The following is a 14,106-nucleotide window of genomic DNA, read 5'->3' on the forward strand; positions in this document are numbered from 1 at the left end:
GGCAGAGTGCCTGCCTATGGCCATTTCACCACGGGGGGCATGGAGGAGAGGATGCTCGTCACATTGCCGCCGGTCTTCAGGCCGAAGGTCGTGCCACGGTCGTAGAGCAAATTGAACTCGACATAGCGGCCGCGCTGGATCAGCTGTTCCTCGCGCTGGGCCTCGCTCCAGGTCTTGTTCATGCGCCGGGCGACCAGTTTCGGGTAGATCTCCGCGAAGTGCATGCCGACCTGCTGGGTGAAGGCGAAATCGGCCTCCCAGTCGCCAGTATTGAAGCGATCATAGAAGATGCCGCCGGTACCGCGCGGCTCATCCCGGTGGGCGAGATGGAAATAGGTGTCGCAGGTCTCTTTCATCTGCGTGTAATCGGCGCCCGGATGCGTGTCGCAGGCAGCCTTCATGGCGGCGTGGAAATCGACACTGTCTTCGAAGTCCTGATCGCGTTGGTAGTCGAGCAGGGGATTGAGGTCCCCGCCGCCGCCGAACCAGGACTGGCTGGTCACCAGCATGCGGGTATTCATGTGCGCGGCGGGCACTTTCGGGTTGCGAGGATGCGCGATCAGCGAAATGCCGGAGGCCCAGAAGCGACCCTCGGACTTGTCCGCGCCGGGAATCTGCGCCGCGAAGGCCTCGGAGAAGGTGCCGTGGACTTCCGAGAAGTGAACCCCGACCTTTTCAAACACCTTGCCGCGCATCAGGCCCATGCGGCCGCCGCCAAGGTCTTCGCTGCCGTCGCCGCGTTTCCACTCGGTCAGTTCGAACCGGCCGGGCTCGCCGGAATACAGAGGCCGTTCGGCGGCGTCTTCCAGCGCCTCGAAGCGGCCGCAGATGTCTTCCTGCAGCGCGCGGAACCAGTCGCGGGCGCGGGTCTTCTTCGTTTCGAGATCACCATCCATCATGGCGCGACACATGGCGCATGGACTGCGACACTTGCAAGCGCCCTGTTGTCACAGGCGCCAAGTCAGGATAACGCGCTGCGGATAGTAGTTTATGGGGAGGCACCCGCGCCCACTTGCCGCAATGTGCAAGGGGGCGGGCTCCTGTATGACGGGCCCAGATTTCTGCCTTCGCAAGGGACGGGATAAGCGTGACTGACACACCTGCACACGACCATAGCGAGACGATCGACGACGATCGCCGCAATTTCATTCACATCGCCACCGGTGCGGCCGCTTTTGGCGGCGCAGCCATGTTCGCCTGGGTCGCCGTCGACCAGTGGAACCCGGCAGCGGACACCAAGGCGGCTTCGGCGCTGGATGTCGACATTTCAAAGATCCCGCTGGGCGGCGAAATTCGCGTCCTGATCGGTGGCAAGCCTTTCTTCGTGCGTCACCGCACACAGGCTGAGATCGCAGCCGCAGAAAGCGTCAACGTCACCACGCTGCGCGATCCGCAAACCGATGACGAGCGCCTCCACGCGAAAGCGGACGGCACGCTGAACCGCGCTATCCTGGTGACCTCCGGATCCTGTACCCACCTCGGCTGCGTGCCGGTTGGTCCGGCCCAGGGCAACACAGGTGACTTTGGCGGCTGGTACTGCCCATGCCATGGTTCGCACTACGACACTTCCGGCCGTATCCGCAAAGGCCCGGCTCCCAAAAACCTCCCGGTTCCGGACTACAATTACGTGTCCGATTCCGTGATCAATATTTCGCTTTAAGGGAAGGATACCGCAGATGAGTGGACACGAATCTTCCTACACGCCGACCAACGCCTTTACGAAATGGCTTGATGCGCGTTTGCCGCTGGTCCGGTTTGCTCAGGACACGGCGATCAATTTCCCGACACCGAAAAATCTCAACTACTGGTACACGTTCGGCGGCATCCTTGCTGTCTGCCTCGTCATCCAGATTGTCACCGGTGTCATTCTGGCCATGCACTACGAAGCCAGCGTCGACGGCGCTTTTGCTTCGGTCGAGCGCATCATGCGCGACGTGCCATATGGCTGGCTGCTGCGTTACATCCACGCCAATGGCGCCTCGATGTTCTTCCTGGCGGTCTACATTCACATGTTCCGCGGCCTCTATTACGGCTCGTACAAGGCGCCGCGCGAGATCCTCTGGATCCTCGGCTGTGTCATCTACCTGCTGATGATGGGCACCGCCTTCCTCGGCTACATGCTGCCCTGGGGCCAGATGTCCTATCATGGCTCGAACGTGATCACCGGCCTGTTCGGCGCGATCCCGCTGATCGGCGAGAGCGTCCAGACCTGGCTGATGGGCGGACCTTCCATCGGTAACCAGACCCTGCAGCGCTTCTTCGCCCTGCATTACCTGCTGCCCTTCATGATCGCCGGGGCCGTTGTGCTCCACGTCTGGGCCCTGCACGTGCCGGGCAACAACAACCCGACTGGCGTCGAGGTGAAGGACGTTGCGAAAGATACCGTGCCGTTCCACCCGTACTATACGGTGAAGGATGCGTTCGCGATCGTGATCTTCCTGATCATGTTTGCCGTCTTCGTCTTCTACGCGCCGAACGTGCTCGGCCATGCCGACAACTATGTCGAAGCCAACCCGCTGGTGACGCCGGCGCACATCGTGCCCGAATGGTATTTGCTGCCATTCTACGCCATCCTGCGTGCCATCACATTCGATCTCGGCCCGATCCCGGCCAAGCTGCTCGGCGTGATCTTCATGTTCGCGGCCATCGCGGTCCTGTTCATCCTGCCCTGGCTCGACACGTCGAAAGTGAAGTCCATGCGCTACCGTCCGGTGGCCAAGCAGTTCTTCTTCGGCTTTGTCGCGGTCTGCCTGCTGCTCGGCTGGTGCGGCGCGGCCAACCCTGATGATGCCGTGATCCCGGCGATGCAGGGCGATCCGAAACTGGTGGTCAGCTACACCGCTGACGGTCAGGAAGCGACCAGCGAGTACAAGGGCGGCCATGAAGCCTATGTCGACGCGAAACGGTTCATGGAAACCCTGCCAGCGGATGCGAACGCCTCGCTCTCCGCCGTGCCGGCACCGACCTTCCTGTTCCGTCACTTCTCGCTGATCCTGACCTTCTGTTATTTCGGGTTCTTCGTGCTCCTTTTCTTCCTCGGCCTGACCGAGAAGCCGAAAGAGCTGCCGGAATCGATCCATAAATCCGTGCTGAAGCGCCACAAGGCGTCGGCCTCGGCCGTACCGGCTGAATAGGGAGCTTTGGGGAAAATCATGAAAGCGTTCCGCATTCTTACTGCCGGTCTTGCCGGTCTCATGATCGCCGCGTCAGCACATGCTGCCGGCGGCGCTGCTCACCCGCATGAACCGGAAGGTGGCTGGCCTTTCGAGAAGGCGATCGGTCAGTTCGACCAGCCCTCCCTGCAGCGTGGCTATCAGGTGTACCAGGAGATCTGTTCGTCCTGTCACTCGATGAAGTTGCTCAGCTATCGCAATCTCGGCGATCCGGGCGGCCCGTTCTACGATCCGGAATATCCGAACCCGAACGACAACCCGTTCGTGAAGGCGATTGCGGCCCAGAACGAAATCCTCAGCCCGACGCCAAATGACGCCGGTGACTTCGATTTCCGTCCGGCGACGCCGGCTGACACCTTCCGCAGCCCGTATCCGAACGACAATGCGGCGCGCGCAGCCAATGGCGGGGCTGTGCCACCGGACCTGTCGGTGATCTACAAGGCCCGTCATGATGGCGCGTCCTATGTCTACAGCCTGCTGTCAGGCTATCCGGATGAGGAAGTCTATTCCGAGCGCGTTGTGGCCGAAGCCTCTGATGGCGGCACGCCGGATGATCCGAGCGACGACACACCTGCCCAAGTGCAGACCCTGATCGACACGTCCAAGTTGCATATCGGTCATGGTGATGACCATTATGAAGGCTACCTGATCCAGAATGCCGGCCAGTACTACAATCCGTACATGCCGGGCGACACGGTGCCGCAATTCGAGGGCGACCCGCGCCATGCGCCTCCGGGCGGCTTCCTCGCCATGCCGCCGCAGCTCATTCCGGGCCGCGTCGAGTATAGCGATGGCACCGAAGCAACTGTCGAGCAGATGGCTCATGATGTGGCGCAATTCCTCGCCTGGGCCGGTGAACCGAAGCAGACCAACCGCAAATCGCTCGGTCTTGCCGTAATGGTTTATTTTGGCATCCTCGCGATCCTGCTCTGGTTCTCCTACAAGCGCATCTGGCGCAATGTCGAGCACTAGCAGACGGCTGACAGAGCTTTGAATTGACGACCCCGCCCCTGGCTGATCCAAGGGCGGGGTTTTCTTATTCCGGAGCAGCATATGAGCAAATGGACCCTCGGCATCATCGGCGGATCGGGCCTTTACGAGATCGACGGTCTTGAAGACCGCCGTGAGGAAAGTGTCGAGACCCCCTGGGGGGCGCCATCCGATATGCTGGTGCGGGGCCGGATAGGGGAGGTGGAGCTGGTCTTCCTGCCTCGGCATGGACGGGGCCATCGCCTGACGCCGACTGACGTGCCTTACCGGGCGAACATTGCCGCGCTGAAAGCGGCCGGCGTCACCGACATCCTCTCCATTTCGGCGTGCGGCAGCCTGAAGGAAGAATATGCGCCCGGCCATTTCCTTGCCGCGGACCAGTTCATCGACCGCACCTTTGCGCGCGACAAGACCTTCTTCGGCCCCGGCATGGTGGCGCACGTCTCGATGGCCCAGCCAGTCTGCCCGCGCCTGTCCGGCCTGGCGGCCGATGCGGCGGAGGCAGTCGGCGCGAAGATGCATCGCGGCGGCACCTATCTCGCCATGGAAGGCCCGCAATTCTCGTCGCTTGCCGAATCGAAGCTCTATCGCCAATGGGGCTGCGACGTGATCGGCATGACGGCGATGCCGGAATCCAAGCTCGCGCGCGAGGCCGAGCTGCCTTACGCCATTCTCTGCATGGTCACAGACTATGATTGCTGGCGGGCGGAAACCGAGGCGGTCTCGGTCACGAATGTGCTGGAAGTCATGGGCCAGAACAGCGCCCTGGCACGCAAGGCTGTTGTTTGGCTTGCAGAAACCCTGTCCGGCACCGAGCGGACCCCGGACCCCAACGGCACCGACACCTGTCTGGACCATGCGCTGATCACCGCGCCCCAGGCGCGCGACCCCGACCTGCTCAGCAGGCTTCAGGTGATTGCCGGGCGCGCCCTCAACGGCTAAGGTTTACCAACACTTAACCGGGCGCTGTGCGGGGAGGCATGGCAAACGGGGTACGCGTTGAGGGGATCTCAGAATGAGTGAAGCGCAGTTCTACACATTCTTCACCGGCGGGCTCGGCCTGCTGATAGCCGCAGCGCTGATGATCGCCTGGCAGCTCTGGCGGCTCAGGGATGAGGAGCGCGACGGCGCGATCTCAGCCCTCGACGGCGTCAGCCACGAAATGCGAATCAATCTGCAGCGCATGGTGAATGAGGTCGCCCAGATCGTCGACACACAGGAAGCTGGGCCGGACGTGTTGCTGCCGGTACAGCATCCGCAGCTGGACGGCGTGAACGCCTCGCTGATCCGGACCAATCGCAATGCGATCGCCGTGATTGGCGCGACCTATCAGGAACTGGAAGCACGCAAGATGGCGTTGCGGGCCTATCTGGCCCAGAAGCGCGACCTGACGCCGGCTCTTGATGATGCGATGGACGCCACGATCAATGGCATTGCGACGCTCTATATGTGGGAAGAACATGCCGGTGTACGGCCATCCGAGGCCGGCATGGTGCGCAGCTGGCATGTGCGTGACTGGATGAAGGCGCACGGCTTTTCGGCGCATTCCTTCCCCGGTATGCATTTGCGCGATGAAGTGGTCGAGCGCCTGCGCCAGTATGGCCTGCACCTGACGCCGCGCCCCCTGACCCATACCGCGCACGAATATTACAGTATGCGGTATGACCGGCAGGCCGACCCACATGCACCCTTCTGGAAGCGCAAGCCGAAGACCGAAGAGGTCATGGCTGTTGTGGGCGTGGACGAGGCGTCTGAATATATCGACGAGGAATTCGAGGACACCTACGAGGCCGCGCCAGAGATGGCCGAGTCCGGGGACATGGATGCGGCCCTCGCCGAGATCGAGGCCATGGACGAGGATCTGCCGGACGAGGACGAGGCCTATGCGGAAGACGATGCCGAAGCGGGCCGTCTGCCGAACTGATCCGGACTAGCGTTTGAATGTGCCCATGATGCCGCGCAGGATGTAGCGGACAATCTCCCGGCTGGCTGTGCGGGCCGCCTGGTTTCCGGCCTTTTCGAGTGAACTCATCCGGCGCGAGCTGCGGCGGCGCGTGGTGGTTTTCTTTTTCTTCTTGTCGAGTTCCGCCTGCGCCTTGGCTTCCTTCTTGGCCAGTTCTTCTGCCTGCTCGGCGGCTTTCACTTCCCGCGCCTCAAGCACTTCATAGGCCGACTCGCGGTCGATCGCCTTTTCGTATTTTCCGGCGACGGGGCTGGCATTCTGGATGGATTTGCGTTCGGCGTCGGTGGCCGGGCCGAGACGCGAGGCAGGCGGACGGATTACCGTCCACTGCACAATGCTCGGGGCGCCCTTGGCATCCAGCGTCGAGACCAGCGCTTCGCCGACGCCCAGCTGGGTGATGACCTCTTCGGTGTCGAAATTCTCGTTTTCGCGGAAGGATTGGGCGGCGGCGCGCACGCCCTTGCGTTCCGCCGGCGTGTAGGCGCGCAGGGCATGTTGCAGCCGGTTGCCCAGCTGTGCCAGCACGCTTTCCGGCAGGTCGCGCGGGTTCTGCGTGACGAAATAGACCCCGACGCCTTTCGAGCGGATCAGGCGCACGACCTGTTCGATCTTCTGCATCAGCGCGCCGGGCGCATCATCAAACAGGAGATGGGCTTCATCGAAGAAGAAGACGAGGCGCGGCTTGTCCGGATCGCCCACTTCCGGCAGCTGCTCGAACAGTTCCGACAGCAGCCAGAGCAGGAAGGTGGAATAGAGTTTCGGGCTGTTGATCAGGCGCGTGGCGTCCAGCACGTTCACGATGCCGCGCCCGTCGGTGTGGGTGCGCATCATGTCGGGCAGTTCCAGCGCCGGTTCGCCGAAGAAGAAGTCTGCGCCCTCGCGCTCCAGAACCAGCAGATTGCGTTGCACGGCGCCAAGCGAGGAGGAGGCCACATTGCCGTATTCCTTGCTGAGTTCGTCGCGCACTTCCTTGTCGCTCATATGGACGAGCAGCTTGCGCAGATCCTTCAGGTCGAGCAGCAGGAGGCCATTGTCGTCGGCATATTCGAAAGCGATGTTCAGCACGCCTTCCTGCGCTTCGGTCAGATCCATCAGACGCGACAGGAGCAGGGGGCCCATTTCGGAGATGGTGGTGCGGATCGGGTGGCCATTCTCGCCGAACACATCCCAGAACACGGTCGGCGCGGCGGCATAGTCATAGTCGCCGAGGCCGATCTTGTTGGCGCGCGCGACGAATTTCTCGTGCAGCTTGTGGTCGGTGCTGCCGGGCATGCAGATACCGGACAGGTCGCCTTTCACATCGGCGCAGAAGACAGGAACGCCTGCATCGGAAAAGCCCTGAGCAAGGTTTTGCAGGGTGACGGTCTTGCCGGTGCCGGTTGCGCCGGCGATCAGGCCGTGACGGTTGGCAATTTTCAGCAACAGGTCCTGCGCCACATTCGGCTGCCCCGTGCCATCTGCATCCGCGCCGCCGATAAAGATGGATTCCATCATCCTGTCCCCTTCATTCCATACAGGAGGCGACGCTAGAGAATTCACCGGATTCGGCAAGGGCACAGGCGCAGGCTCTTGACGTGGGGCGAGGCTCTCAGCACCGTGCCGGAAGTCAGGCCGGGGAAAGATCATGGATCGCGCGACGAAGACAGGTATCTGGATCATCGCTACCGGGGTCATCCTGACCTTCCTGCATTTTGGCCGGAGCATTCTCGCGCCCTTCGCGCTGGCGGTTTTCCTGTTCCTGGTCATCGAGGGGTTTGCCACGATGATCGACAATTGGTCGCGCACGCTCAAAATCGGGCATGCGCGGATTTTCGCCGTCCTGATCGTTCTGGGCGGGTTTTTCGGGTTCATGGCCCTGCTGGCCAATGGCATCGCCGAGTTCGGACGCGACGCGGGCGAGTATGAAACGCGGATCAATGACATGATCTCGGAGGGGTACACGCTGCTGCACATGTCGGGCGCGCCGACGCTGCAGGAACTCCTGTTCAACGAGACCGGTCAGCGCTTCTTTGCCACCATTGCCAATGAGACCGGAGACCTGTCGGGCGACCTCGTGCTGATCCTGATTTATGTCGCTTTCCTGTTCCTCGCGCAGTCCAGCTGGACCCGGAAACTAGACAATATCTTTCCCAGTTTCGAGCGGCGCGCGCAGGTGCGCGAGATCGGGGACGAGGCACGGCGCAGCATTGAAACCTATTTGTGGACGCAGACCGTGATCTCGGCCCTGATCACGGTGCTCACCTATTTTTCCCTCCTCGCTCTGGGGGTAAAAAATGCGCTGTTCCTGTCAGCCTTGATATTTGTGCTCAATTACATCCCGACTGTGGGGTCGATTGTTGCGGCGCTGGTGCCGCCGCTGTTCGCCATTGTGCAGCCTGAGTTGCCGACATGGATTCCGGGTGCGCCGCCGCAGGACAATTACATTTATGCCGCCATCGTGTTCGTGGCGGTCAGCTTCTGGCAGTTCTCGATTGGTAATTTCATCCAGCCGCGCATGATGGGGGAATCCCTCAACCTGTCGGCCCTCATCGTGCTGCTGTCATTGGCCATATGGGGCGCGATCTGGGGCATCCCCGGCATGTTCCTGTCGGCGCCATTGACTGTGTTGATGATGATTTTCTTCGCGCAATCCAGCAGCACGAGATGGATCGCCATCCTCTTGTCGGCGGATGGAAATCCACAGGGAAAATGTGCGAATTCGACCTCAGAAGATGCACAAGCCACTGAGCCTGCCTATGGTGAAAATCGATAAATTATGCCAAGTGTGAGGAAAGTTAATAATTGCGAATCCGGTTCAGACCCCATACTCAATTATTGGTAATGTAAGTGCTGCTGACGCGCCCTTGTAATCGGCATGGCGCTTGCAAATTTAACGAGATCAGGCCCTCCGCGTGCGTCCCCCCACCCAGCCTGCGGAATCGGCCTGTAGGGCCCGCCGGACACGTCCCCGTTCGGCGGGTCCGCTTTTATCGGACCCCCACTTTTTTTGGGCCTGGCGCGTTCTTCACAGATGTATCATGACCCCGCGGCAGTTCATTTGCCGCTATGAGTTGTGCCCACCTGCCACGCGGTCTAGATGGGAACATCGTTAAGTTCTTTCGCGAGACACTCACATGACAGTAAATTCTGCTTCTCCAGAGCCGATGGAGCAGGTTTTTGACCAGATTCAACGGGAATCAGGGCACGAAGACCTCACCGGATTGACCGATGGGGACTTAAAATTCCTCGCGCGCCGACACTGGAGCTGGGCAGAGACTGTCGCGGCGGGCGACCAGGACGTCCGTATCCTTCTGGATGTCGAGGGGGAAGAGGGCAACTCCCTGTCCCGCACCATCCTTGAAACTGTCAGCCCCGACATGCCGTTCCTCGTGGATTCTGTGCTCGGCGAATGCGGCGCACAGGGATTCGAGGTGGCGGCGCTGTTCCACCCGATCATCAAGCTGCAGGATGGCCGCAGCGTGTCGGTCATTCAGGTTCACCTACCTATTCTGACACATGAAGAGGCCGTCCGGTTGAAGGCCGGGGTGCGTCAGGCGCTCGCGCACAATGCTGTTGCTGTCGCAGACTTCGAGCCCATGCGCGCCCGCATGCAGCAGGAGATCGACCGCCTGAAGGGCGTGACCCATCTGAAGGACATGGACCGCGACGAGGCTGTTGCCTTCCTGAAATGGCTTTCCCGCGAGCATTTCGTGTTCCTGGGCTGCCGTGAATATGAATTCGAGACGGATGCGGACGGGCATGTGCTGCCCGAAGAGCCGATCATGGTGGAGGGCTCCAATCTGGGCGTCCTGCGCGATGAGGAACTCAACGTGCTCTCGCCTGAAGCCGAGCCCCTGGTCCTGACTCCCGAAATCGGCGCGCATTTGTCCGAGCCGTATCCGATCCTCGTCGCCAAATCGACGCTGGTGAGCCTCGTGCACCGCCGGGTCGCCTGCGACTATGTCGGCGTGAAGAAATATGACGCCCAAGGCCGCGTGAATGGCGAAGTGCGCTTTCTCGGCCTGTTCACGGCCGAAGCCTATGATGAGACGGCCCGCTCCATCCCGCTGATTCGCCGCCGTATCGCGGCCATCCTTGAAGCCTCCGGCGCGACCCCCGGCGGGCATACCGAAAAAGCGCTGACGAATTTGCTGGAGACCTGGCCACGCGACGAGCTGTTCCAGACCTCGTCCAAGATCCTGCACCCGATCATCGTCGGCGCGCTGCACCTGATTGGCCGGCCGCGCACACGTCTGTTCGTGCGGCAGGACCAGTTCGACCGGTTTGTCACCGCCATCGTCTATGTGCCGCGCGAGGCCTATGACACGGCGATGCGCCAGCGCATCACGCAGGAACTGGTCACGGCCTACAAGGGCCGCGTGACCCGCTTCCGGCCATATTTCGACTCCGAGACGCTGGTCCGGGTCCATTTCGAGATCTGGCTGGACCAGGGCCATTCGTTGCCGGACCTTGCTGCGCTCGAACAGCGCATTGTCCAGATTACCCGCACCTGGGAACAGGGCTTCCGCTCCGCGCTGGTCCAGTCCGACCTGGAGCGGGCCCATCAGGAAAATGCGCGCTCCTTCATCGGCGCGTTCAACGCGGCTTATCGCGAAGCCTTCGGCCCGGATGAGGCGATGCGCGATGTGGCGGCGATGGCTGATCTGTCTGCGACCCATCCGATCCTGACACGGGCCTACCGGCTGAATGGCGACGGCGGCGACAAAATCCGCGTGAAGATCTATTCGCGCAATGGCTCCATCCCGCTATCGGCCTGTGTGCCCATCTTCGAGCAGATGGGATTCTTCGTCGATTTCGAGACCGGCTATCCGGTCCGGCCGACCGAAAAGCCTGCTGAGGACGCGCCGGAGACCTATTGGGTCCATGACGTGGTCATGTGCGTCTCGGGCGACACCGCGATTGATCTCGATACCATCCGGACAGCCTTGGAAGACGCCTTTGTGGCGGTCTGGAGCGGGCGCGCCGAGAATGACGGCTTCAACAAGCTGGTGCTCAGCGCCGATGCAAGCTGGCGCGACGCGGCCCTGATCCGCGCGTTGGCCGGCTATCGCCGCCAGAGCGGCATGGACCAGCCGCAATATGTCCAGGAGACCGCGCTGTCCTCCTATCCGGCGATTGCGCGCCAATTGCTGGAATTGTTCGCCATCCGCCTCGACCCGGCCCGTGACATGTCTCTGGCCGAGCGCGAGCATGAGGCGGAGAAGGTGCGCGCCGACATCGAGGCAGCCTTGCGCGATGTCTCGGCCCTGGCCGACGACCAGGTACTGCGCCGCCTTGCGGACCTGATCCTCGCCGTGCAGCGGACCAATTTCTACCAGACCAATGGCGATGGCGAGCCCTACAGCTTTGTCAGCCTCAAGATTGCCAGCCGCGAGCTGGAAGACCTGCCGGAACCGAAACCCTTCCGCGAAATCTACATGTCCAGCCCGCGCGTCGAAGGCGTGCATCTCAGGTTCGGCGCAGTTGCGCGTGGCGGCCTGCGCTGGTCGGACCGGGCGTCCGACTATCGCACCGAAGTGCTGGGGCTCGTGAAGGCGCAGCAGGTCAAGAATGCGGTCATCGTGCCGGTTGGCTCCAAGGGCGGGTTCCTGCCAAAACAGCTGCCGGACCGCAGCGACCGCAATGCCTGGTTCGAAGCTGGCCGGGATGCCTACAAGGAATTCATCCGCGCGCTGCTCGGCATTACCGACAATCTCGTGGAAGGGGAGGTGGTCCATCCTGCCGACACGATCATCTGGGATGGCGAGGACCCCTATCTCGTGGTCGCGGCCGACAAGGGCACGGCGACCTTCTCCGACACGGCCAATGCCATCAGCGAAGAGATGGGCCACTGGCTCGGCGATGCTTTCGCCTCTGGCGGATCGGCTGGCTATGACCACAAGAAGATGGGCATCACGGCGCGTGGCGGCTGGGAGGCGGTCAAGCGCCACTTCCGCGAACTGGGCAAGAACATCCAGACAGAGCCGTTCACGGTGATCGGCGTCGGCGACATGAGCGGCGACGTGTTCGGCAATGGCATGTTGCTGTCGCCGGAAATCCGTCTGGTCGCGGCGTTCAACCATCTGCACATCTTCATTGATCCGAACCCGCAGGATGCCGCCAAGAATCTGTCTGAACGCCAACGCCTGTTCGACAAGCCGCAATCAAGCTGGGCCGATTACAACAAGGGCATCCTGTCGAAGGGCGGCGGCATCTTCGAGCGCTCGGCCAAGTCGATCACGCTGACCGACGAGATAAAGGCGCTCACCGGCCTCTCCAGAGATGCGGTCACGCCGGACGAATTGCTCCATGCCCTGCTGAAGGCCGAAGCCGACCTGCTCTGGTTCGGCGGCATCGGCACTTATGTGAAGGCAGCCCATGAGACCCAGGCCGCCGCGGGCGACCGCGCGAATGATGCGATCCGGGTCGATGCGGACGAGCTGAAGGTGAAGGTCATCGGGGAAGGGGCCAATCTCGGCGTCACCCAGGCCGGGCGTATCGAGTTTGCCCTGCGCGGCGGCCGCATCAACACCGATGCCATCGACAATTCCGCTGGCGTCGATTCCTCAGACCACGAAGTGAACATCAAGATCCTGGCCGCCGAGGCGATCCGCGAGGGAGACCTCGACCCGGCCAGGCGCAATGACCTGCTCGCCGACATGACCGATGAAGTGGCCGCCCTCGTCCTGCGCCACAATTACACGCAAACCTTTGCGCTGACGCTGGCCGAAGCCAAGGCGAAGGAAGACCATGACGCGCTTGAGCGCCTGATGGAATATCTCGAAGACCGGGGCGTGCTGAACCGGGCGCTGGAGACCCTGCCGGAAACCGGCGAGATGAAGGTGCGCGCCGAACGCGGACAGCCGCTGACGCGGCCGGAACTGGCCGTGCTGCTGGCCTGGTCCAAGATCACCCTGTTCGACGACATCGTCGCCTCGGACATTCCGGACGATCCGTATTTCAACGATTTGCTGATCAATTATTTCCCGAGCCCGATCAACACCTATTCCAAGGCGATGTCGAACCATCGCCTGAAGCGGGAGATCATCGCCACCATAATTGCCAACCGCGTGCTGGACATGGCCGGGCCGGTGGCCCTGCTGCGCTTGCGCGAGGTGACCGGCGGCGACAATGCGCAGGTGACACGCGGCCTTGAAGCGGCCCGCGCCGTGCTGAATTTCGACGGCTTCCAGCGCGAGGTCGACCAGCTCGACAATGTGGTGCCAGCGGATGTGCAGACCGATCTGCGCCTGCATGCTGCCAGCGCCATGGTCGATGCCGCGCTCTGGTTCATCGAGACGCATCCGGACCTGCATGTCGGGGACGCCGTGCAGCATACCGAAGCGCCGCTCAATGAGTTCAAGATCATCCTGGCGAGTATTCATTCGCCCTTCCCGGCAGCGCGCATCGAACGGGAGGCCCGCAGCCTGATGAAGCGTAGCGCACCAGAGGAAATCTCCCGCTGGGCTGCTGCAATGGGGTATTTCGCGCAAGGCCTGCTGGTGGTGGACCTTGCCGGCAAGACCGGGGGCAGTGTGGAGGAGGCAGGCAAGGCGTTCTACACGATTGGCGACCAGCTGCGCATCGACCGCCTGCGCGCGATGGCGCGGGACAATCTGCTGCATGCAGACTATTGGGACCGGGTCGCAGGCCGGCGCCTGCTGAACGAACTTGTGCGGATGCAGGCCGATGCCACCCAGAAGGCGCTTGCCGGAGACGGAGTAGAGGCCTGGCTGTCGGAGCGCAACGAGGCGCGCAAGGCCCTGCTGGCCGAGTTGCACACGCTGGGCAAGGACCGCAATTGGGCCTTTGCGCGGTTTGCGCTGGCGGCCGACGCCCTGCGCCAGTTCATGCGGCACTGATCCCTGCGCAACTGGCCGGACAGGGCCCAGCCCTTCCGGTTTTGCGTGTCTTGAGGTCCTTGCGGATGGGAGGCGACGCCTCCGGCAGGGACGGGAAATGGCATTGCAGTGGGAAAGGTCATGCCCCTGCGCAGCGGGC

At 62.0% G+C, this 14,106-nt stretch carries 9 protein-coding genes; 7 read left to right on the forward strand and 2 right to left on the reverse strand.

All coding sequences use genetic code 11. The features are described from left to right. Positions 1-14: 14 nt before the first annotated feature. Positions 15-899: an oxygen-dependent coproporphyrinogen oxidase gene (gene hemF, locus V7660_RS02410; protein WP_335601528.1), complete on the reverse strand. Its 885-nt coding sequence runs from the start codon at positions 897-899 to the stop codon at positions 15-17. A gap of 188 nt (positions 900-1,087) precedes the next feature. Between hemF and petA the strand changes: the two genes are divergently transcribed. From petA to V7660_RS02435, 5 genes are all read left to right on the forward strand, one after another. Continuing rightward, positions 1,088-1,660 carry a ubiquinol-cytochrome c reductase iron-sulfur subunit gene (gene petA, locus V7660_RS02415; RefSeq protein ID WP_335601529.1) on the forward strand — a complete coding sequence of 191 codons (573 nt, stop codon included), beginning with the start codon at positions 1,088-1,090 and terminating at the stop codon, positions 1,658-1,660. A 16-nt stretch (positions 1,661-1,676) separates the two neighbouring features. Further along, a complete protein-coding gene (locus V7660_RS02420; protein ID WP_335601530.1) occupies positions 1,677-3,134 on the forward strand; it encodes a cytochrome b in 1,458 nt (485 codons plus the stop codon). Between the two features lie 18 nt (positions 3,135-3,152). Next, positions 3,153-4,145, forward strand: coding sequence for a cytochrome c1 (locus V7660_RS02425; RefSeq protein WP_335601531.1), 993 nt, complete (start codon positions 3,153-3,155; stop codon positions 4,143-4,145). An 81-nt stretch (positions 4,146-4,226) separates the two neighbouring features. Further along, on the forward strand, positions 4,227-5,105 hold the full coding sequence (locus V7660_RS02430; protein WP_335601532.1) for an S-methyl-5'-thioadenosine phosphorylase: 879 nt from the start codon (positions 4,227-4,229) through the stop codon (positions 5,103-5,105). A 73-nt stretch (positions 5,106-5,178) separates the two neighbouring features. Next, positions 5,179-6,087, forward strand: a complete 909-nt coding sequence (locus V7660_RS02435) for a hypothetical protein (RefSeq protein ID WP_335601533.1) — start codon at positions 5,179-5,181, stop codon at positions 6,085-6,087. Positions 6,088-6,093: 6 nt separating this feature from the next. On the opposite strand, the gene V7660_RS02440 is transcribed toward V7660_RS02435, so the two are convergent. Continuing rightward, on the reverse strand, positions 6,094-7,620 hold the full coding sequence (locus tag V7660_RS02440; RefSeq protein WP_335601534.1) for a helicase HerA-like domain-containing protein: 1,527 nt from the start codon (positions 7,618-7,620) through the stop codon (positions 6,094-6,096). A gap of 130 nt (positions 7,621-7,750) precedes the next feature. Between V7660_RS02440 and V7660_RS02445 the strand changes: the two genes are divergently transcribed. Continuing rightward, a complete protein-coding gene (locus tag V7660_RS02445) occupies positions 7,751-8,878 on the forward strand; it encodes an AI-2E family transporter (RefSeq protein ID WP_335601535.1) in 1,128 nt (375 codons plus the stop codon). 361 nt (positions 8,879-9,239) lie between these two features. Beyond that, on the forward strand, positions 9,240-13,967 hold the full coding sequence (locus tag V7660_RS02450; RefSeq protein ID WP_335601536.1) for an NAD-glutamate dehydrogenase: 4,728 nt from the start codon (positions 9,240-9,242) through the stop codon (positions 13,965-13,967). The last annotated feature ends 139 nt before the right edge of the window (positions 13,968-14,106 follow it).

It is taken from the genome of Hyphomonas sp., assembly GCF_036964145.1.
GTDB lineage: Bacteria > Pseudomonadota > Alphaproteobacteria > Caulobacterales > Hyphomonadaceae > Hyphomonas.